This window comes from Kitasatospora sp. NPDC087861 (genome assembly GCF_044742585.1).
Classification (GTDB): Bacteria; Actinomycetota; Actinomycetes; order Streptomycetales; family Streptomycetaceae; genus Kitasatospora.
Window position 1 is genome coordinate 186,064 of sequence record NZ_JBIUUS010000012.1, and the last position, 19,515, is coordinate 205,578.

17 protein-coding genes and 2 pseudogenes are annotated in these 19,515 nt (G+C 70.8%); 11 read left to right on the forward strand and 8 right to left on the reverse strand.

What is annotated here, in order from left to right:
• Positions 1–21: 21 nt before the first annotated feature.
• Complete coding sequence (locus ACIOJE_RS19130; protein WP_280682400.1) at positions 22–714, reverse strand: YoaK family protein; 693 nt, start codon at positions 712–714, stop codon at positions 22–24.
• Between the two features lie 83 nt (positions 715–797).
• On the reverse strand, positions 798–2,687 hold the full coding sequence (locus ACIOJE_RS19135) for an amidohydrolase (protein ID WP_400777419.1): 1,890 nt from the start codon (positions 2,685–2,687) through the stop codon (positions 798–800).
• Between the two features lie 393 nt (positions 2,688–3,080).
• Here ACIOJE_RS19135 and ACIOJE_RS19140 point away from each other — a divergent pair, with 393 nt between their 5' ends.
• The 7 genes and pseudogenes from ACIOJE_RS19140 to ACIOJE_RS19170 all read left to right on the forward strand — a co-directional run bounded on the left by ACIOJE_RS19140 (position 3,081) and on the right by ACIOJE_RS19170 (position 10,141).
• Positions 3,081–3,743 carry a hydrolase gene (locus ACIOJE_RS19140; protein WP_280682405.1) on the forward strand — a complete coding sequence of 221 codons (663 nt, stop codon included), beginning with the start codon at positions 3,081–3,083 and terminating at the stop codon, positions 3,741–3,743.
• Positions 3,744–3,778: 35 nt separating this feature from the next.
• Positions 3,779–4,261, forward strand: a complete 483-nt coding sequence (locus ACIOJE_RS19145; protein ID WP_280682407.1) for a DoxX family membrane protein — start codon at positions 3,779–3,781, stop codon at positions 4,259–4,261.
• A 72-nt stretch (positions 4,262–4,333) separates the two neighbouring features.
• Positions 4,334–5,338: a hypothetical protein gene (locus ACIOJE_RS19150; protein ID WP_400777420.1), complete on the forward strand. Its 1,005-nt coding sequence runs from the start codon at positions 4,334–4,336 to the stop codon at positions 5,336–5,338.
• On the forward strand, positions 5,335–6,747 hold the full coding sequence (locus ACIOJE_RS19155; protein WP_400777422.1) for a cytochrome P450: 1,413 nt from the start codon (positions 5,335–5,337) through the stop codon (positions 6,745–6,747). Before ACIOJE_RS19150 ends, ACIOJE_RS19155 begins: the two co-directional genes overlap by 4 nt.
• Positions 6,748–6,832: 85 nt before the next feature.
• Positions 6,833–7,618: a class I SAM-dependent methyltransferase gene (locus ACIOJE_RS19160; protein WP_400777424.1), complete on the forward strand. Its 786-nt coding sequence runs from the start codon at positions 6,833–6,835 to the stop codon at positions 7,616–7,618.
• A gap of 430 nt (positions 7,619–8,048) precedes the next feature.
• Positions 8,049–8,150: pseudogene (locus tag ACIOJE_RS19165) on the forward strand (IS630 family transposase); the annotation flags it as partial.
• Between the two features lie 269 nt (positions 8,151–8,419).
• The gene (locus ACIOJE_RS19170) at positions 8,420–10,141 is read left to right on the forward strand and encodes an FAD-dependent monooxygenase (RefSeq protein ID WP_400777425.1); all 1,722 of its coding nucleotides are present in this window, start codon (positions 8,420–8,422) and stop codon (positions 10,139–10,141) included.
• Between the two features lie 129 nt (positions 10,142–10,270).
• On the opposite strand, the gene ACIOJE_RS19175 is transcribed toward ACIOJE_RS19170, so the two are convergent.
• Both ACIOJE_RS19175 and ACIOJE_RS19180 read right to left on the reverse strand, forming a co-directional pair.
• Complete coding sequence (locus ACIOJE_RS19175) at positions 10,271–10,693, reverse strand: integrase core domain-containing protein (protein WP_348534131.1); 423 nt, start codon at positions 10,691–10,693, stop codon at positions 10,271–10,273.
• 194 nt (positions 10,694–10,887) lie between these two features.
• Positions 10,888–11,442, reverse strand: a complete 555-nt coding sequence (locus ACIOJE_RS19180; RefSeq protein ID WP_280682423.1) for an SMI1/KNR4 family protein — start codon at positions 11,440–11,442, stop codon at positions 10,888–10,890.
• Between the two features lie 443 nt (positions 11,443–11,885).
• Between ACIOJE_RS19180 and ACIOJE_RS19185 the strand changes: the two genes are divergently transcribed.
• Together ACIOJE_RS19185 and ACIOJE_RS19190 are read left to right on the forward strand one after the other, a co-directional pair.
• Positions 11,886–12,722 (forward strand): hypothetical protein, encoded by an 837-nt coding sequence (locus ACIOJE_RS19185; RefSeq protein WP_400777426.1) that lies wholly within the window; start codon positions 11,886–11,888, stop codon positions 12,720–12,722.
• Between the two features lie 66 nt (positions 12,723–12,788).
• Positions 12,789–12,917: pseudogene (locus ACIOJE_RS19190) on the forward strand (IS5/IS1182 family transposase); the annotation flags it as partial.
• A gap of 467 nt (positions 12,918–13,384) precedes the next feature.
• Here ACIOJE_RS19190 and ACIOJE_RS19195 read toward each other — a convergent pair.
• Complete coding sequence (locus ACIOJE_RS19195) at positions 13,385–13,747, reverse strand: hypothetical protein (RefSeq protein WP_400777427.1); 363 nt, start codon at positions 13,745–13,747, stop codon at positions 13,385–13,387.
• Here ACIOJE_RS19195 and ACIOJE_RS19200 point away from each other — a divergent pair.
• A complete protein-coding gene (locus ACIOJE_RS19200; protein ID WP_400777429.1) occupies positions 13,640–14,341 on the forward strand; it encodes a SpoIIE family protein phosphatase in 702 nt (233 codons plus the stop codon). The two genes, ACIOJE_RS19195 and ACIOJE_RS19200, sit on opposite strands and share 108 nt — an antisense overlap.
• A gap of 247 nt (positions 14,342–14,588) precedes the next feature.
• Here ACIOJE_RS19200 and ACIOJE_RS19205 read toward each other — a convergent pair whose 3' ends face one another.
• On the reverse strand, positions 14,589–15,068 hold the full coding sequence (locus ACIOJE_RS19205) for a DUF5994 family protein (RefSeq protein ID WP_400777430.1): 480 nt from the start codon (positions 15,066–15,068) through the stop codon (positions 14,589–14,591).
• An 842-nt stretch (positions 15,069–15,910) separates the two neighbouring features.
• Between ACIOJE_RS19205 and ACIOJE_RS19210 the strand changes: the two genes are divergently transcribed.
• Positions 15,911–16,822 carry a universal stress protein gene (locus ACIOJE_RS19210; RefSeq protein ID WP_400777432.1) on the forward strand — a complete coding sequence of 304 codons (912 nt, stop codon included), beginning with the start codon at positions 15,911–15,913 and terminating at the stop codon, positions 16,820–16,822.
• A gap of 684 nt (positions 16,823–17,506) precedes the next feature.
• On the opposite strand, the gene ACIOJE_RS19215 is transcribed toward ACIOJE_RS19210, so the two are convergent.
• On the reverse strand, positions 17,507–18,679 hold the full coding sequence (locus tag ACIOJE_RS19215; protein WP_400777464.1) for a sensor histidine kinase: 1,173 nt from the start codon (positions 18,677–18,679) through the stop codon (positions 17,507–17,509).
• Positions 18,680–18,768: 89 nt separating this feature from the next.
• Positions 18,769–19,434: a response regulator transcription factor gene (locus ACIOJE_RS19220; RefSeq protein ID WP_280682432.1), complete on the reverse strand. Its 666-nt coding sequence runs from the start codon at positions 19,432–19,434 to the stop codon at positions 18,769–18,771.
• Between the last annotated feature and the right edge of the window lie 81 nt (positions 19,435–19,515).

The following is a 19,515-nucleotide window of genomic DNA, read 5'->3' on the forward strand; positions in this document are numbered from 1 at the left end:
GGGTGACGGCGGGCGGATACCTCAGTCGCGTTCGCGGTAGCCGACCGCGATCGCGGCGACCAGGAGCGTGCTGGCCAGCAGTGCCCACCCGAGGTGTCCGTGGATGACGAGAGCGGCTCCGGGAGCGGCGCCCGCGAGCATGGCCAGGACCGCGTAGAGGCGCCGGCCCAGACGGGGGTTGGTGCCGCCGGCCAGCGAGGAGTCCGCGGCGATGCCGGTCAGGGTGAGGGTGAGCACCGTCGTGGTCAGGTCCGGCACCCCCAACTTGCGGACCGTGCCGTTGCGCAGGCCCATGGCCACGGCCAGCAGCGCGATCAGCGCCTCCTGCTGCGCCCGCCCGCTCGCGGTGAACGCGATCGCGGTCGCCGCCGCTTGCAGCGCCGTTTCGGCCAGCAGGGCGGTGCGCAGCCAGTGCTCCCGGCGGCTGTCGCGGTGTCGCAGCGCGAGGCGGCCGGCCAGCACCGAGCCCAGCAGGAAGGCGGCGAGCGAGGTGAGCGAGCCCGCGATCGAGAAGCCGGGTGTGCCGACCAGGGCGAAGGCGACCACGACGACGTTCCCGGTCATGTTCGCGGTGAACACGTGGCCGAGCCCCAGGTAGCTCACCGCGTCGATCAGGCCGCTCACCGCGGTCAGCGCGAACAGGGCCAGGGCCAGCGGGTGGCGGTCGCGGATCTGCGCGGCGGCCACGGTGCTCTCGGGCTGGGGGGTCGTCATCGGGGCGTCCTTCAAGGCTGTCCAGCGCCGTGCGCCACCGGGAGTGCGGAGTCCGGCGGCGCACGGCGGATGCGGAAGGTGGATCAGAGGAAGCAGGGGTCGTCGAGGGCCGGTCCGCCCTGGCCGGGGACCAGGAGTCCGCGCGCCTGCCGCCACTCGCGCTGCTCGTCGGAGGCGGCTGCCGCCTCGACCACCCGCTCGGCCTGCCGGACGCCGGTGAGGCTGGGCGCGGGGGTGGCCTGGTAGCCGCCGAAGCGCGCCACCGGGCTCCACAGCGGCTCCACGGCCGGCAGCTCGGGGGTGAGGCCCTCGTGCTCCTGGACGCTGTGCACGATGCGGCCACCGACCACGGTGAGGACGGACTCGATGTGCGGGATGTCGGCCTCGTCCACCGTCAGGTAGTCGGCGCTGAGCACCGCGAGGTCGGCGTAGCAGCCCACCCGGAGCCGGCCCTTGACCTCCTGCTCGCCGGTGAGCCGGGCGCCGCCCAGGGTGTACAGCTCCAGCGCCTCCTCACGGCTGAGCCGGTTGGCCACCGGGCGGAGCGTGCGTCCGCTGACGGCACGCCCGGAGACCAGCCAGTGCAGGGCCACCCACGGGTTGTAGGAGGAGACCCGGGTGGCGTCGGTGCCCGCGCCGACCGTCAGCCCGCGCTCCAGCATCGCCCGCACCGGCGGCGCCTCGGCGGCCGCGGCGGTGCCGTAGCGGCTCACGAACGCCTCACCCTGGAAGGACATCCGGTTCTGCACCGAGACGGCCCCGCCGAGCGCGGCGATCCGGTCCAGGCTCGCGGGGGAGACCGTCTCGGCGTGGTCGAAGAGCCACCGGTTCCCGCCCGGGAAGAGGCCCTCGGCGGCGAGCTTCTCGAAGACCGCCAGGTCACGGCGGATCGTCTCGTCGTAGCTGGCGTGCAGCCGAAAACCCCAGCCGTGTTCCATCAGCAGCCGCACGGCCTGCTCGAACCCGGCCTCGTACGGGCCGAGTTCGGGGCGCGGCTCGGTGAAGTTCTCGAAGTCCGCAGCCGCCCAGGTGAGGTTCTCCCCGGCACCGTTCAGCCGCAGCCACGCGTCCCCGTCACCCGGGCGGACGGTGGTCACCCAGCGCGCCAGGTCGTCCAGTTCCTGTCCGGCGGTCTGCGGGAAGAGGTGGTAGGCGATCCGCAGCGTCAACTCGCCCTGCTGCGCGAGCTGCATGACGGTGCCGTAGTTCTCCGGGAAGCTCTGGAAGCCGCCGGCTGCGTCGATCGCCGAGGTGAGCCCGAAACGGTTGAGCTCGCGCAGGAAGTGCCGCGTGGAGGCGGCCTTCTCGGCCTCGTCCAGCGTCGGCGCCTTGGCGAGCGTGGAGTACAGCAGCAGGGCTCCGGGGGCGGCCAGCAGCAGGCCGGTCGGCTGTCCGTCGTGGCCGCGCACGATCTGGCCGCCCGCCGGGTCCGGGGTGTCGCGGTCGAACCCGGCGGCCCGCAGTGCCGCCCGGTTCATCAGCGCCGACTGGTACAGATGCAGGACGAAGACGGGGGTGTCCGGTGCGGCGGCGTTCAGCTCGGCCACCGTCGGCAGTCGGCGCTCGGCGAACTGGTCCGCGGACCAGCCGCCGACCACCCGTACCCACTGGCCCGGCGGGGTGCGTTCGGCCTGGGCCCGCAGCATGGCCAGCGCCTGGCGCAGCGTCGGCACGCCGTCCCAGCGCAGCTCCAGCACGTAGTTGAGACCGCCCCGGATGACGTGCAGATGCGAGTCGTTCAGGCCCGGGACGGCACGCCGCCCGAGCGCGTCGACGACGCGGGTCCGCAGGCCGATCTGCGGTATGACGTCCGCGTCGTCCCCGACGGCGGTGATCAGGCCGTCGCGGATCGCGACCGCACTGGCCCGCGGGCGCACCGGGTCGCCGGTGTACACCTTGGCGTTGCGCACGACCAGGTCGGCGGCTTGGTCGGGGTGGCCGGGGCGGACCCCGGCAACGGGCATGCTCGACATGATGGTGACCGTCCTCGTCGTTCAGGCCGGACGGCGCGAGCGGCACGGTCCGTTGAGCTCTGGCACGAGTCAACCTAGGGCGGCACAGAGCTGGGACTTTGCTCTGCACGCACCGGCTCTGTCCTGTGCGGGCAGCGACCCCGCGAGCGGCGCCGGGACCGACGGCGCACGGGAGCTCCGTGCAGTGTGGGAACAGTCCTGGGCGCGGTGGGAGAAGAGATGTCCGGGCGCCGCCGGATAGCGTCCTGGCTGTGCCGGAGAGCCTGCGGCACCGCTCGTGTCTCCGAGCCTTCGATGCCTTGCGACGTCCCCGCCGAGGTCTGCGCCGACGTTCCCGCTGATGTCCGCGCCGACGTCCCCGTGACACCCCCTCAGCCGAAAGAGAGAACCGCCATGGTCGACTTCGACTCCGTGCACGCCGCCCCCAGCTCCGATCTGCTGACGCCGGACAACTCGATGATGCTCTTCGTCGACCACCAGCCGCAGATGTTCTTCGGCACGGGTAGCGGCGACCGCACGGCGATCATCAACGCCACCGTCGGCCTGGCCAAGGCCGCCCGGGTCTTCGACGTCCCGGTGGTGCTGTCCACGGTGGCCGCCGAGTCCTTCTCCGGCCCGATCCTGCCCCAGCTGAAGGCGGTCTTCCCGAAGCACGAGGTGGTCGACCGCACCTCGATGAACGCCTGGGAGGACGCGGCCCTGGTCGAGGCGGTCAAGGCCACCGGGCGCAGCAAGATCATCCTTTCCGGCCTGTGGACCGAGGTCTGCCTGGTGCTGCCCGCCCTGTCGGCGCTGGACCAGGGCTACGAGGTCTACGTGGTCACGGACGCTTCCGGCGGCGTCAGCCCGCTGGCCCATGAGCACGCCATCCAGCGGATGACGGCGGCCGGCGCGGTACCGGTGACGTGGGTCCAGGTGCTGCTGGAGCTGCAGCGCGACTGGGCCCGCACCGAGACCTACCTGCCGGTCATGGACGTGGTCAAGGAGCACGCCGGCGCCTACGGCCTGGGTGTGGTCTACGCGCAGGCCATGATCAACGAGCACGCGGCCGGCTGACCGGCAACCAGGTACCACAGAAAGAGAGTTCACCAGTGAACGCAGGTCTCCTGCTGCTCCGGCTGGTCGTCGGCCTGCTGGTCGCGGGGCACGGGATCCAGAAGGTCAGCTTCCACCTCGGCGGCCGGGGGCTGGCCGGCGGCACCGAGGAGTTCCGCGGCGACGGTTTCCGCGGCGGCGTGTTCACCGCGCTCACCGCGGGAGGCACCCAGATCGGGGCCGGACTGCTCCTTGCGGCGGGTCTGCTCACGCCGCTGGCCGCCGCGGGAACGATGGGTGTGATGACGGTGGCGCTGACCGTCAAGCGGCCGCACGGGCTGTGGGTGCAGAACGACGGGTTCGAGTACCCGCTGGTGCTGGTCACGATCGGCGCGGTGCTGTCCGCCACCGGACCCGGCCGCTGGTCACTCGACGCACCGCTCGGGCTGCTGCCCTGGCCCGCCTGGTGGCTGCCGGTGGCCGTACTGGCCGGCGTGGGCGGCGGCCTCGCCACCCGCCTCGTCCTGCACCGGCGTTGAACCACGCTGTCGGCACGGAGCGACCCGTGCCGACAGCGTTCACGCTCCCTTCGACCGAACGGTGAGGCCGGTATGTCCGTGAGCAATCCCCGCGACACAGGGACCGACGGGACGTCCGACGAGTTGTGGTGCCCCTTCCCCTCCCTGCTGAACCGGCATGCCGAGCAGGCCGACCGGGAGAGCTTCGCCTGGATGGCACAGCACCGGTTGCTCGACGGGCTGCCCGAGCGGGCGGAACGGCTACGGCGTCAGCGAAGCGGTGCCCTCGCCGCGCGGACCAATCCCGAGGTGGGCGCGGAGATGCTGCGGCTGCTGGCGGACTGGTACGTCTGGCTCTTCGCCTTCGACGACGGGTACGGCGAGGACCCTGAGCGCGGCGGGCTGCCGGGCCCGCTGGCCCGGACAACCGCCCTGCTGGCGCGGGTACTCGACGCCGACCTGCCCCCGACCGAGCTGACGGGAACCGCACGCGCCTACGCGGTGGCCCTGCGGGAGATCCGGGACCGGATCCGCGGGCACGCCTCGCCCTCGCAGCTCGTCCGGTGGGAGCGTACGGTCTGCGACTACCTGTCCGCGCAGGTCTGGGAGGCCGCGAACCGGGAGGCGGCGGCCGTCCCCGGGCTCGCCGAGTACGTGGCCATGCGCCGCCATGCGGGGGCGACGTACACCTGCCTGGCACTCATCGACATCGTGGGCGACTACGAACTCCCGCCCGCGCAGGCGGACGGCCCGGCGCTGCGCAGGCTCGCGGACATCACCGCGAACCTGGTCAGCTGGGACAACGACCTGTACTCCCATGCCAAGGAGAGCGCCGGCGGCCAGGGGCGCCACAACCTCGTCGAGGTCCTCGCCCGTCACCACCGCTGCTCCCCGTCCGCAGCCCGGGACCGGGCCCTCGCCCTGCGCGACCGGGAGATGAACGACTTCATCGAGGCGCGAGAGGCCGTCAGCGCTGACGCCACCGCACCGACCGCGGCATACGCGCGCAGCCTCGGGTTGTGGCTACGGGGGCACATCGACTGGTCCCGTGGAAGTTCGCGATTCGACACACCGTCACCTGCGGGGAGCCGGCCATGACCCGTGACCACGGTGTGGCCGACGGCGAGGCGGCCGGTGGCGAGACGGCCAGCGGCGAGGTGCCCTGCGCCGCGGGCCGGTTGCCCGGGATCGGGCACCTGATTCCGCTGATGACCCGCCCGATGCCCTTCCTGCAGTCGCTGGCGGACCTGGGCCCCGTTGTGCGGATCCAGCTGTGGCGGCGGCCGGTCCACGTGCTCACCGCGCCCGAACTCGTGCACAGGCTACTCGTCCAGGACGCCGCGAAGACCGAGAAGGGCTTCGTCTTCGACAAGGCCCGCGGGCTGCTGGGGAACGGGCTGTTCATCTCCGAGGGCGCCTTCCACCTCCGCCAGCGACGTCTTCTCCAGCCGGCCTTCCACCGCGACAGCATCCGCACGTACACCGCCGTGATGGCCCGTCAGGCAGCCCGGACGGTGTCCCGCTGGGAGCCGGAGTCGCCGCTGACGATCAGCGAGCGGATGCACGAACTCACCCTGGACGTTCTGCTGGAGGCGCTGTTCGCCACCCGCCTCGGCGCCGGCCACAAAGCCCGGATCCACCAGGCCGTGCCGGTGGTCCTCACGGGGTTCATCCAGCGGGCCCTGTACCCCTCGCCGCTCCTGGAGAAGCTGCCCGTTCCCGCCAACCGGCGCTTCGACGCGGCAGTCGAGGACCTGCGCGCGGTGGTGGACGACATCGTCGCGCAGGCCGACCGGCGCGACGGCAGCGACAGCACGCTGCTGTCGCTGCTGCTGGCCGCCCGGGACGAACAGACGGGCCGGCCGATGGCCCCTCTCCAGGTGCGGGACGAGGTGGTATCGCTGCTGCTGGCGGGCACCGAGACGGCTGCCACCGCACTCAGTTGGCTGTGCTACGAGCTCGCCTGCGATCCCGATCTGCAGGACGAACTGAGCGAGGAGGTACGAGCCGTCGCCAGTGACGGCACCGTCGGCTGGAGCGACCTGCCGCGCCTTGAGCGCACCGGGCACGCGCTCAGCGAAACCCTCCGGCTCCACACCCCCAACTGGATCCTGATGCGCCGCGCGGTGGCCCCCCTCCAGTACGCCGGCACCCGGCTCGCCCCGGGCTCGGAGATCCTCTTCAGCCTCACCGCGCTGCACCGTGACCCACTCCGCTACCCCGACCCCCACCGGTTCGACCCCGGCCGGTGGCGCCGGCGCGGGGACCACGCTTCGCGCAAGCTCTTCATGCCCTTCGCCGCGGGCCCGCACAAGTGCGTCGGTGAGGCCTTCGCCTGGACCGAGATGCTGATCATCGCCGCGGCCGTCCTGGCCCGCTGGCGGATCGGCCTGGCCACGCCCGGCCGCGTCCACGAGACCGCCACTTCGGCCACCCTCCGTCCCCGGGGTCCGCAACTCAGGATCCACCGCCGGGCAGGTCGCGTACCAGCGCCGGAGAGGACGTGACGCCCCGTCAACCCGACACGAACGGGAACGACTACGGTCAGCGGACCGCATGGCGAGTTGACCAGCAGAAGGAAGGAAGCACCCCGTGGACCACGGCGACCACCACACCTACGACCAGATCTTCACCCTCTCGACAGAGGAAGAACGAGACCGGCTGAGGCACCTCACCTCCGTCTACGACCCCATCACCCAGCACGTCATCGGTTCCCTGACCTCCCCCGCCGGACGCACCTGCCTGGAGATCGGCGCGGGAAGCGGGTCGATCGCCGGGTGGCTCGCCGACCAGGGTGCCCAGGTCACCGCCCTCGACCGTGACGACCGCTTCCTGCCCACCCACCCCCGCCTGACGACCGTCACCGGCGATGCCCTCTCCGAAGACTTCGACCCGGGCCCCGTCTTCGATCTCGTCCACACCCGCTTCGTCCTCATCCACGTTCCCCGACGAGACGAACTCCTCGAACGCCTCGTCTCCTGGCTGCGCCCCGGTGGGTGGCTCGTCATCGAGGAAACCGCCGACACCACCTCCGCGACCTCCCCACGCCCGCACCACCGCAACGCCATGGCCGCCATGTGGCGTGTCATGCACGAAACCGCCGGCACCGACATCACGTGGACACGCCACCTCCCGACCCCGCTCGCGCACCACGGCCTCACTGACATCGGAGCCCATGTCAGCACCCTCCCCTTCCATGGCCAGGACGACATGGCGCGCATGCTGCACCTCAGCATGAAGCCGCTGTCCCGGAAGATGGCGGACACCGGCCTGGTCACCGAGGCGGAACTGGCTGACGTCTACGCCGACTTCCGGAATCCCTGGGTGTGGGACCTGGCGTTCTCCATGGTCTCGGCCTGGGGTCGGCGCGGCAGCTGACCGTTCGGGCGCGCGAGCAACGGGGTCTGCAACCGGTCATCGGGCTTCCGCAGCGCGGTAGGCGAGGTTCAGGTGCATCGAGTCAGCGTCAGTGGCCAACCGTCGACCAGAGCCTTGGTAGCGCACCGTCCGCAGCCGACCCGGCTCCCGGGCCGAAGCACCGGGCGCCAGGACCGGACGGCGACGGAGTCCCAGCCGGGCATGCACTCCTGGCGGCCGACGCCGAAGCCGAGCCGGCGGATGTCGGCGAGGGCGTCGTTGTCGCGGATGACGGTACAGACCCCCGACTCGCCGACGGCCGCGCGGTCAGCGACATCTTCGATGAAGGCCGGGCACCGATCCTCGCCTCCATCCACCGCCGGACCGCCAGACCGCCAGATCGACCTCTGGCGGACGGCCGACGAAACCCTCGGCCCGGAAACCGTCAGCCCTTGTACGCAACCGGCTCAAACGCCTCCAGTACCGACCCGACACCCTCGACGGCTTCATAGCCGGCACCGGCCTGACCCTCGACGACCCAGCGTCACCTTGACGAGCCGAAGTCAGTAACGGTCAACGTGACAGTGCCCCCTCGTCGCATCCAGAAACGACTCGGCTATGTCAGCCCCATCGAGTTCGAGGAGAAGTACTACGCCAACCCGGCAACGGCCGAATCAGTGAACCTGAAATCCCGCCAACCCGTCCTGACCAGCTGATCGGCAACTATCGCAGGGCGGGGGAACCTCAACCCAGTCGGGTCGGCGCAACCTGGTGAAGCACACTGGCTCGGGAGCCAATTCCGGATGACGAGGGAGTCTGATCATGACCGCTGTCGACGTACTCGTGGTGGGCGCGGGCCCGGTGGGCCTGACTGCGGCGGCCGAGCTACGGCGGCACGGCGTGGACTGCCGCATCGTCGACCGGCTGGCCGTCCCGGAGCCCTATGCCAAGGCCATCGGCGTCCTGCCCCGCACGCTGGAGGTGTGGGACGCCATGGGCGTGGTCCACGGGGCGCTGGACGACGCGGTGCCGCACCTGGGCCAGCTGGTCTTCACCGACGGCAAGCGGGGCCCCCGGGTCGAGCTGACTCTGCCGCCAGAGATCCCCTACCCCTTCGCCACGCTGCCCCAGTACGCGACCGAGCGGCTGCTCACCGAGCATCTTGCGCGCTTCGGCACGGAGGTGGAGCGGCCGACCGAGCTCCGCTCGGTGGAGATGCGCCCGGACGACGTCGAGGCCGTCCTCGCACACGCCGACGGCCGGATCGAGCGTCTGCACGCCCGCTACGTCGTGGGCTGCGACGGCGCGCACAGCCTGGTCCGCAAGGCGGCCGGGCTGACCTTCGAGGGCAACGCCTTCCCCGAGCAGTACATGATCGGCGACGTCGAGCTCGACTGGGAACTGCCCGCCGGCTACAGCATGCGGGCCGTGAAGCTGGACGCGAACGGTGCGGTGGACGACATGCTCGTCTGCATTCCGATGCCGGGCGTTCGGCGGTACTGGCTGTCGATGCTGCGCCCCTGCGCCCAGGCCGGGGGCGAGGACGACTCGAGCGCGCCGGACGGGATGGGGGATGGCCGCGGACCGGACCTCGGCCAGATCCAGGCCGTGCTCGACCGGCTGTCCCCGGAGCCGACGACCGCCTCCACGCTGCGCTGGTCGTCCACCTTCCGGATCAACCACCGCCTGGTGGACCGCTACCGGAACGGCCGCCTCTTCGTCGCCGGGGACGCCGCGCACATCCACCCGCCGATCGGCGGGCAGGGTCTGAACACCGGCGTGCAGGACGCCTACAACCTCGCCTGGAAGCTGGCCCTGACCATCCGCGGTATGGCCACGGACGACGTGCTGGAGAGCTATCACGCCGAACGCCACCCGGTCGCGCAGGAGGTGGTCGACCGCACCGTCCGCCATGCCCGCACCGTCCGCCATGCCCGCACCGGCCTCGGCAACAACGGGGACGACGCCGAGATGATGCTGCGGCGCCAGGCCCAGCTGCTGGTCGCCTACCCGGACAGCCCGTTGATCCAGCCGCCGGCGGCGGACGGCACACCCGCGGCCGGTCCCGCCGCCGGCGACCGGGCACCGGACTGCCGCGGCCTGCTGAGCGACCTCGCCGCCTACCCGCGGCGGCTGTTCGACCTGCTGCGCACCCCGCGGCACGTGCTGCTGCTGTTCGCGGGCTCGGAGTACGCCTCGGGCGACGGCGTCGCCCGGCTCGAGGCCTGCGCCGCCGAGGCGCATCGCGCCGCCCACGGCCTGCTCGACGCCTATCTGGTCACCGCCGCAGAGGTACCGGAGGACGCTCGCCCGGTCGGCCTGCGCCCGCCGCGGGTGCGGGACGCGGCGGGCGAGTTCCGCGACGCCTATGCGCCGCGTGACGGCGAGGCCCTCCTGATCCGCCCGGACGGCTACCTCTCCGGACGCTTCCACCCGGCCGTACCGGAACGCCTGACGGCGCATCTGCGCCGAACCTTCCTTACTTCCGCTGCCGCGGGCGAAGCGCCGCCGGTGACGGTCCTGCAGGCGGCACTGGCACGTTGACCGTTACTGACTTCGGCTCGTCAAGGTGACGCCGGGTCGTCGAGGGTCAGGCCGGTGCCGGCTATGAAGCCGTCGAGGGTGTCGGGTCGGTACGGGAGGCTGTGCCGTTCGGAGACCTGTCGCTGCTGGTCAGGCCGTGTATCGGTACTCGTTGATGACGCCGCTGAGCACTCGCGCGCGGAGGAGCCGGTGAGCGGCCAGGTCGGCTCTTGGCATGGGGTGCTCCTGGGCGAGGGGCGGGAGCTGTCCCCGAGCCTGGTGTGGGCGATGGCGGCTGTAGTACCGGGCGTAGGTGTCGAGGACCTGCCGGGCGTGGGTCTCGTTCCATATCAGCAGGTGGTCGAGGGCCTCGTGCCGCAGCGTTCCGATGACTCGTTCGCAGTGGGCGTTCGCTCGCGGAGCACGAGGTGGCGTCTTGATGACCTCCACTTCCTCAGCCTCGAAGGCAGCGTCGAACGACGAGGTGTACTTCGCGTCCCGGTCGCGGATCAGGAAGCGCAGTGAATCGAGCCGGATGCCCAACTCGACCGCGAGATTGCTCGCCTGTTGCACCGCCCAGGGGCCCGTCGGGTGGGGCTCGGCCGGGGCCCGTCTGCGGCCCGTGATTGGCTACGTACAGTGACCATCTTCGCGGCGGCGCGAGTGGGAGCTTCAGCCCACTACACTCACCGCGCAGCCCTCTGAACAGGCAAAACGTCGAAGTCCTGCTGGAGTACTAGCCGCTCAGCCGCTCTGGAGGCCGCAACTCACTCGAGCCAGTCGAGGACCCCGTCCACTCCCTGGTACTTCCCCGCCTCCAACTCGGTGGCGAAGTCCTGGAGAGCGGCCAGCCAGCCGGGGTAGTACACCGTCTCGGGGACGATGCCCTGGTCGGCGTAGAGCACCTGGCCGTAGGTGCCGCCTGGGGCGGGGTCCAGGTCGAGCACGTACAGCGAGCCGTCGCCCTCCCGGCCCAACGGGATCCAGCCGGCTCGCCAGAAGTCGTCGAGCCGGATCTGGTCGTGCTCCGCAGCGGCGGCCCACGCGAAGTCCTCGATCTCGGTCTGGCGGAGCCCGGCGAACCTGGTGAGGTCGCTGTGCTCGATCTGGATCGCCGAACCCTGAAGGTCGACCGTACGGTGGATCGCGAGGGAGGCGGCGAACTCGGCGGGCAGCGAACACCCCAGATCGCCTTCGACGACGGCTATCTCCTCTGCCGTAGCCGGCCCGCCCAGTGCCGCCAGGCTCGCGGGCGCGTGCTCGGCCAGCCACTCCTCGATCTGCTTCCACACCTCGGCGACCTGCTGCTCTGCGCTGTTCATCCTGGTCCTCCCCAACTCCGTTGCTGTCGACCGGAGAACCTAGCCGATCCCACTGTCACGGCTGCGCCCCGACGCCCGTGAGGCTGGTCCGACTCGCTCGTCGTCTCAGATGAACTGGTCTGCCTGTCGGCAGGGCGCCAGGCTGCGCCGTGTAAGCGGACCGCCTCCTCGCGGGTAGCCCCCTGACCTTCCGCGAGGAGTACCGAGGCCGCGATGCTCATCCACAAGGGTGAAGGCATACCAGGGCCAAAGCCTTTCCTCGGGCGGTACGGCAGACTTCTACTTCATTCCCTTCAGCACGCCTCGACCGGTGTTACCGGCCGGGGCGAGGGGAGCGCAAGGGAGAGGGGAGTGCGTGGGATGGTTCATGCACGGAACAAGCGGGCGCGGAAGAGCCTGTGGTCGGTACGTCCAGGAAGGCGGACTCCTTGGCCCAAGTAGCGATGACCCCGTTCGATGAGATCTACGACCAGCCCGACCCCCGGGCCTTCTACCGCGAGCTCGGCGCCCTCGAGTACCAGACACCGCATCACGCCCAGGGGATCTTCCACCGCCTGGTCGAAGCCCGCGCGCACCAGACCGGCTCCGCTGGACCGGTCACGGTGCTGGACATCTGCTGCTCCTACGGCATCAACGCCGCGCTCCTCAACCACGACCTGACGCTGAGGGACCTGTACGCCCACTACACCTCCCCGCGCGCAGTCGCACTGACCACCGCCGAGCTGATCGAGTGGGACAAGGCCTACTACGCGGCCCATCGACGCCCCGACGCGGCCCAGGTGATCGGACTCGACATGGCCACGAACGCCATCGCCTACGCCCGGGCCGTCGGCCTGCTGGATGAGGGGTTCGCCGAGAACCTGGAGACAGCGCCTCCCAGCTCGGCCCTCTTTCGTGCCGCCCGCAGCACGCAGCTGATCACGGTCACCGGCGGGGCCAGCTTCCTGTCCCCCCGCACCTTCCAACCACTCCTGGCCGGAGCCCGCGAACCCGTGTGGGTTGCCGCGTTCGTTCTGCGCACTGGCTCCTACCAGGCCATCGCCGACGGTCTGATCCCCTACGGTCTGATCACCGAGAAGACCACCACCCACACGTTCCCCCAACGCCGCTTCACCAGCGCCCACGAGCAGCAGTACGCCGTCGACGCGGTGACCGCGGCGGGTGAGAACCCTCATGGGAAGGAGGCCGACGGCTACTTTCACACCGCGCTCTACCTGTCGCGCCCCTCAGGGCACGCCACCTCACTGCCTCTCACCGCCCTGGTCCCGGCCGTCTCTTGATCCTTCTGACTTCAATGCTCTGGAGTCAGAAGGAAGAGAGGGCGATCCGTGCGGAAGACTGGGCTGAGATTCGAGCACGTCTTCACCCGCATGAAGAACTGGAAGATCCTGCTCGACTGTCGCCTCAAGGGCGACGGCGTCCACGACGCCATGCTCGGCATCGCCCGCCGCCACAACCTGCTCCAGGCTGCGTAGCAGCACCGACCACCGGCCGACCGACCCTGCCCCGACCCCTCAAAGATCAGTTACTGGACAGCCCTTAGCCAGGCGATCCGTCGCGACGTGAGACGGCGGCCCGGATACGGTGGTCGACCCGGACGTTGCCGGCAAGGTTCGAGAAGTGCGCCGCGCAGTCGGGGTATCGACCCAGGGACTGCGCCACCGTGGACGCGATGTCGCCCTGGAGCCATGGCCTGATCTTGTCCTGGGGACGACATTGGTCCCACGGGCGGTCCCACTCGAAGGCGCCAGTGCAGCATTCCTCCAGTAGGTCGAGTTCGCCTGCGTCGGCGTTCGCACTTGACGCATCTGCCGTCGATCACGTGCGCGCCGACCGTGTCGAGCGTGAGGGCGCTGGGGCTTCTCGCAACTGATTCGTGTTCTCCGGGGCCAGGTCTGGAAGCCGCTGCCGAGTTATCGGGGGTGGATTACTCGAGTGGCGGTCAGATGCCGGCGGCGGTGCGGATGGCCCGTACGGTGCTGTCCGGGTCCGGGTCAGTGACAGCCAAGCGGGCGTACGGCGAGGAGTGCCACAGGTCGACGCATACGGCGGGCCGGCGGGCTCGGACCCGGACAGCCGAAAAGTCCTTCCCCTGGGGATGCGGACGGACGCCGTAGAACAAGGCGCCGGGAATCCAGGTACCTCGCCCGCGCACGCCGCGCAGAGCACGCCACCAGTCGGGCTCGACGCTCACCTGATGGATCGCGGACACGGGCACGCGGACGTCACGGCGCCGCGCCGCGGCCTTCTCCCACCACGACAGGTCGACAATGAGGTCATCGCCCTTCACCACGAGCCGTGCCATCGCTCCTCCGTACCGCTTTCCGGCGTTACGCCGGTCTTTGCCCTTGGGTCGTCACTCGGGTGCGGGACGGCACCGACGGCATCCCCACCGTCGCGATCCAGTACGGTCCTCTCCCGCACCAACCACCTCCTTCCCGACCTGGACACCACCATGCTCGCCAGCTGCGCCCACCTTCGCGTCGACCTGGTGGGTCGATCGGACCGGCTGGCCGGTGCGGGGCACCCTCCGCCGCTGCTCCGCACTCCGGACGGCCGGGCAGCCGCCCTCGCGGTGGCCGACGGGCCGACGGGGTGGCGCTCAACGCCGTCCCGAAGGCCCAGTGCCCGGCCTTCGGCGCTGCACTCGCCCGCCTCGGTGCCGAGCCGCGCGATGACGTGGCGACGCTCTGATCGCTCGCGCCGAGCCGGCAAGCAGCGTACCGACGTGGCGCTGTTGCCGGTCCGGTCGGTGCGGACCTGCATGGATCGCGGCGGGAGCCGGGCCGGCCGACCCCTACACGGTCGGACTGGAGACCACGACGACCGGTCGGCGTACGGTGGGGACACCGGGGGCGGTGCGGATGCTGGCAGTCTGCGACGTCGTCCTCGGTGGTGAGTGGGCCGCGCCTGGGAGGGACGACACTCGGTGGGCGCGCCCCAGGCCGGGACCGAGTGGGTCACGTGAGTAGTTTGGACCAGCCACAGCCGGTGGGGCGGGCTCGGCTCACCGGCTGTGGCTGGTCCCTGCACAGGACGGGGCCACGCGGCGGCACAGTTGATGTGGCACACCTCCGCCTCAACCCGATACGAAACGAGTCGGGGCCGGCGGCGAACGGCGCGGTGTTGTTCGTTGGTGGCTGGCGCTATCCGCCTGTCTGCGGCTGGTCTGCTGTCGGAACACCTGCGGCTGTCAGGAGGTCGGTGCCGGTGCGCGTGTTGGCCGGGTCGGACGCCGTTGTCATCAGCCACTCGGCGGCGGAGGCCTCGGCGTCGGGGGGAACAACCAGGAGCTCCAGGCGCAGAGGGATGAAGGAGAACACCATCACCTCGTCCGCGTCCTGCTCCTGTTCGAACCACCCGACGTGGATGACGTGGCCTGCGACCGGGACCCGCCGGGGGATGACCGGCCAGTGCGCCGGATTCACGGTGACCCGGGTGATCCGCCCCCACTTGGGGTCCAGCGTTGCCGCCAGCGGGGGAAGTTCACGAAGGAGGTCGTGCGAGCGGGGCCACCAGGCCCCGTCCAGCCGGCCCCGGGTGGCGCCCTCGGGTGTCAGCGAGAGTCGGACCGGCGGTTCCGGCCCCGATGGCTGGCCAGCGGCGTGATCGAAGGTCGCGGTCATGTCGAACACCTACCCCGGGCTCTTTCTGGACGACCAAGTGCGGCAGCCGGGGTACCCCCAGGCTGTCCGCATGCCGTCGACGGTGAGCTCTTCCACCGTACTCCGGCCAGGGCCAGGGCCCACCCGGGCGCACCTGGTCGCCGCGCCGGAGCTGCCGCACGCTGATCTGTGGGGTGTCAGCGCCGAAGCCGACCGGCAGGGTGCCGGGGACTGTCGGTCGCACGGCCGGCGCCTGTCCCGGGAGGCCCGCTCGGACCTGCAGCTGCGGTGGTGAACTGACGCGACGGTATTCGTGCACCTGATCTGCCCGAATTCGTGCTTTACCGGAGTAACCTGGACAGTGCCGGAGGAGTTACCGGTAGGACGATCACGAGGAGGTAAATGTGCAGATCAGAGAAGCAGGAGCCCTGATCTTGCGGCTCGTGATCGCGAAATCCCAACCCGGCCTTTCGGTCGGGAGATAACGGGACCACTTGGGCGCCGGGGGCGCAGGTACAAATCCTGTTGTTAAGATCAGCGTTTATGCAGGGCGTGGGCCGTTTCCGCAGAGATGCGGGGGCGGCCTTTTTGTTGTTTCCGCCAAGTGGCAGTCGCAGCGCGATCCCATCACGCTGCCATAAGCGCTCTGGCCGTTTCCTGCCCCCGCAATCCGGCAGGTGTCCGAGCGGCTCGGGAATACCGTAGAAGCATGTCCGTTTCCTCGCCCGGTGACCGTGCGGGCGTCGCAATCGCCGCGGACCAGCTGATCGGTTCGGACTTGTTGCAGGCGGTGCGGCGGCTGCCCGCGGTGCGGCGCGCAATCGGCGTGCCGGCGGGCCCGCTCCCTGTCGACGGGAGGAGACATGATGAGTCCCCACGGACAGCGTCCCGTAGTGGTCGGCGTCGATCCCGAACGCCCGAGCCGCATGGTGCTCGCCTGGGCCGCCGATGAGGCGAATCGGCGCCACCTGCCGGTGCATGTCGTGCAGGCGTGGAAACCCGTGACCCGCGAGGACATCTGGCCCCGGCTCTGGCCCGAACTCCACGATCGTGCCCACCTGCTCCGTACTGCAGGCGAGCACGCCCTCGACGAGGCGGCCCGCTTCATCGGCGAACGCCACCCCGCCCTGCAGGTGTCGGCCCGGCTCGTCGACGGGGACCCGGCCGAGGTACTGAACAGGCAGGCCGAGCGGGCCGTGGTGCTGGTCCTCGGCTCACGACCGCTCTCCGGCGTCCGGGAGCTGTTCCACTCCGGGGCGGTGACTCTGCCACTCATCGCGCACGCGAGCTGCCCGGTAGTGGTCGTTCGGGATCCGGAGCACATCACCCAGCAGCCGGCGTACATCGTCGTCGGCGTGGACGGCAGCCGGACGTCGCGGGACGCCGTGGACTACGCCTTCGAAGCCGCAGCACTGCGGGGCGCCGAGCTGCGCGCTCTGTACGCCTGGAACCCTTCGCGACTCTCGGTGGCCGAGGAGTACCGGGTGGAGCAGGAGTCCCGTCGGGTGCTGGCGGAGACAGCCGCCGGGCGGCGGGAGCTCTATCCAGGGGTGGAGCTCAGGCACGAGGTGGTGCGCGGACATCCGGTGGCCGTCCTGGCCGAGGCCTCCAAGCATGCCCTGGCCCTGGTCGTCGGCACGCGGGGTGCCGGGGGGTTCACCGGCCAGCTGCTCGGGTCCGTCGGCCAGGGCGTCCTGCAGCACGCTCGGTGTCCCGTCGTCACCGTGCCGGGGCCGGTCGGGCCTGGCGGACTCACGCGAGGGGCCTCAGGCTGAATCGACGCTGGGGTCTTGTCCGCGTCGCGATGCCGCAGGGCGGTGGCGACGCCGGGGGAGGGGACCCAGGTCGTGCTGCTGGGGGTCTTGGTCGTGGTGAGGACGCCGGTGGAAGCTCCGGGTCGTAGCGGCCTCGGTGGAGGAAGGCGGGGTCGTGGGCGCGGGCGCGTTCGGATGAGGCGTCACGAGGTGTCACGGCTCTCACGCGCCTCTCACGGACCGGGTGGCATGAGGTGCTATCAGGCATCATGCAAGACGGACGAGATAGGCCCTGACCTGCGCGATTCGGACCGGTGAATACTGGTCATCGACGTCGCCGCAGACCGACGAGGCCACCGCCGCTGAGACCCGACCAGCTCCGGCAGCAGTCCCGATGAACAGCACAGCGAGCACCCGCGATCCGCCCCGAGGAGGCACCAATCCCTGAGCCGACCGCTCGAAGCACGAAGGTGGTCCCCAGGCGGCCGGCCGGACCCGGCCGCACTGTGACCGTTTGGACCGCCATGACCAAGCTCGGCTGGAAGGCCGCCGACTGGCACCCGGAAGGCGCCGGCCTGGTCTCCGCGAACTACCCGTTCAGTTCGACGGGCTGGTGCGGGATGAGCGAGGCTCCAGCGTTGGAGGTTGTCCCCCGGAGGGCACCGCACGGTGACGGCCTCGCGCCCGGGCCCTCGGACCGCCGGATCAGGCCGTGGGGAATTCGACCCGGACCCGCAGTCCGCCCGCGCTGCCGGGGACGGCGGTGACAGTGGCGTGATGGGCTCGGGCGATGGAGGCGACGATGGACAGGCCCAGGCCCGCGCCCTCACGCGGGCTGTGCCGACGCTCCTGGAGGCGGCGGAAGGGCTCGAAGAGATAGGGGACGGTCTCCGGCGGTACCTGGGGGCCGGTGTTGCCGACCTCCAGGACACCGTCGTGCACGCCGACCTCGACCCGGCCGCCGTCGTGGTTGTAGCGCAGGGCGTTGCCGACCAGGTTGCGTACCAGGTGTGCCAGCAGCACCGGATCACCCTCGACGGACACGGGGGCGGTGTCGGTCCGGACGGTGACGCGGTTCTCGCGGGCTTCCTCCGAGGCGGTGCACTCGGCGGCCACCGAGCGGGCCAGCCGGTCCAGTGCGACCGGTTCGCGGCGGTCCAGCCCCTGGTCGGAGACGGACAGCAACAGCAGGCCCTCGATGAGCCGTTCGCTGCTCTCGGAGACCTCGATCAGTTTGCGGCGGACCCGGGCGACGGCGGCCGGATCCTCGGTGGCCAGCCCGATTTCGGCCGCGGCCCGCTGCACCGCGAGCGGAGTCCGCAGTTCGTGCGCGGCGTTGGCGGCGAACCGCTGCTGCGCGCCCACCAGTTGTTCCATGCGGTCGAGCATGGCGTCGAAGGTGTCGGCGAGCTGTTTGAGTTCGCCCGGGGGTGCGTCGAGGGCGATCCGCTCGTGCAGGTTCTCACCCGAGAGTCGCCGTGCCGTGTTGGTGATCACCGTCACCGGGCGCAGCACCCGTCCCGACATCCACCAGGCCAGCGCCACCGAGATGACGGCGAAGGCGGCCAGCGCGATCAGGGAGACGGTCAGCAGCTGGTTCTGGGCGGCCTGCTCGGCGGCCTGGGTGACGACCTTGACGGCCTGGAAGTGGGACTGTCCGCCGTCGGCGGGGGCGGTTCCGGGTGAAGTGGTTGCGGGCGAAGCGGTTCCGACCGTGACGGTTTTTGCCGCAGTGGGGTCCGGGGTCGCCAGTGTGGCCAGTCGCGGTTCGACGGCGACGGCCGTGCTGATCGAGGTGTACAGATTCTCCCGGACCAGGAAGTTGACCAGGCAGATGAGCATGGCCCCAGCGAGGACGAGCAGCCCGCCGTAGAGCATGGTCAGCCGGCCCCGCTCCCCGCCCGGCAGTCGCAGGTGTGGCCAGCCGGGCAGCGGAAGACGGTTCAGGCCGGCCGGAGCGAAGCTCCTCATGCCGGGACGCCGATGCGGTAGCCGTGGCCGGGCACGGTGTCGATGACCGAGGGCTCGCCGAGCTTGGCGCGGAGCTTGCTGAGGACGACCCGAACCGCGTTGGTGCGGTATCCCATGCTCCGTTCCCACACCTGCTCGATCAGGTCCTCACCGCTGACCACGGCGCCCTCGGCCCGCATCAGCACCTCCAGCACGCCGAACTCCTTGCGGGACAGGGCGAGGTAGCGGCCCTCCCGGAAGGCCTGGCGGCGAGCCGTGTCGAGGGCGATGCCCGCGCATTCGATGACCGGCGGCAGGGCGGGGTGGGTGCGGCGGCCGAGCGCCAGTACCCGGGCCAGCAACTCCTCGTAGGCGAACGGCTTGGTGAGGTAGTCGTCCGCGCCCAGGTCCAGGCCGTCGACGCGGTCGCGGACGGCGCCGGCGGCGGTGAGCATCAGCACCCGGGTCAGTAGCCGCTGCTCGACGACGCTCTGGCACACCTCGTCGCCGTGCACCCCGGGCAGGTCGCGGTCGAGTACGAGCACGTCGTAGTCGCTGAGGCTCAGCCGCTTCAGCGCGTCGGCGCCGTTGTACTCGACATCGACGGCCAGGGCGTCGCGCCGCAATCCCTCGGCGATCATGTCCGCCAGGAATTCCTCGTCCTCCACGATCAGTACACGCATGACATCAGGTGTACCTGAAAGCCACCTTTCGGCGCCGTAAAGGTCTCGGCTGACAGCGGCGAAATGCGGGTGCGTGCCAGC

Bases quoted from the DNA above. Each gene is read 5' to 3' on its own strand.
- ACIOJE_RS19185 (WP_400777426.1), top strand. From the start codon at position 11,886: ATGACCCCGTTCGATGAGATCTACGACCAGCCCGACCCCCGGGCCTTC.
- ACIOJE_RS19130 (WP_280682400.1), bottom strand. From the start codon at position 714: ATGACGACCCCCCAGCCCGAGAGCACCGTGGCCGCCGCGCAGATCCGC.
- ACIOJE_RS19220 (WP_280682432.1), bottom strand. From the start codon at position 19,434: ATGCGTGTACTGATCGTGGAGGACGAGGAATTCCTGGCGGACATGATC.
- ACIOJE_RS19215 (WP_400777464.1), bottom strand. From the start codon at position 18,679: ATGCTCTACGGCGGGCTGCTCGTCCTCGCTGGGGCCATGCTCATCTGC.
- ACIOJE_RS19155 (WP_400777422.1), top strand. From the start codon at position 5,335: ATGACCCGTGACCACGGTGTGGCCGACGGCGAGGCGGCCGGTGGCGAG.
- ACIOJE_RS19140 (WP_280682405.1), top strand. From the start codon at position 3,081: ATGGTCGACTTCGACTCCGTGCACGCCGCCCCCAGCTCCGATCTGCTG.
- ACIOJE_RS19170 (WP_400777425.1), top strand. From the start codon at position 8,420: ATGACCGCTGTCGACGTACTCGTGGTGGGCGCGGGCCCGGTGGGCCTG.
- ACIOJE_RS19150 (WP_400777420.1), top strand. From the start codon at position 4,334: ATGTCCGTGAGCAATCCCCGCGACACAGGGACCGACGGGACGTCCGAC.
- ACIOJE_RS19205 (WP_400777430.1), bottom strand. From the start codon at position 15,068: ATGACCGCGACCTTCGATCACGCCGCTGGCCAGCCATCGGGGCCGGAA.
- ACIOJE_RS19180 (WP_280682423.1), bottom strand. From the start codon at position 11,442: ATGAACAGCGCAGAGCAGCAGGTCGCCGAGGTGTGGAAGCAGATCGAG.
- ACIOJE_RS19195 (WP_400777427.1), bottom strand. From the start codon at position 13,747: ATGGCACGGCTCGTGGTGAAGGGCGATGACCTCATTGTCGACCTGTCG.
- ACIOJE_RS19135 (WP_400777419.1), bottom strand. From the start codon at position 2,687: ATGTCGAGCATGCCCGTTGCCGGGGTCCGCCCCGGCCACCCCGACCAA.
- ACIOJE_RS19210 (WP_400777432.1), top strand. From the start codon at position 15,911: ATGATGAGTCCCCACGGACAGCGTCCCGTAGTGGTCGGCGTCGATCCC.
- ACIOJE_RS19200 (WP_400777429.1), top strand. From the start codon at position 13,640: ATGGATCGCGGACACGGGCACGCGGACGTCACGGCGCCGCGCCGCGGC.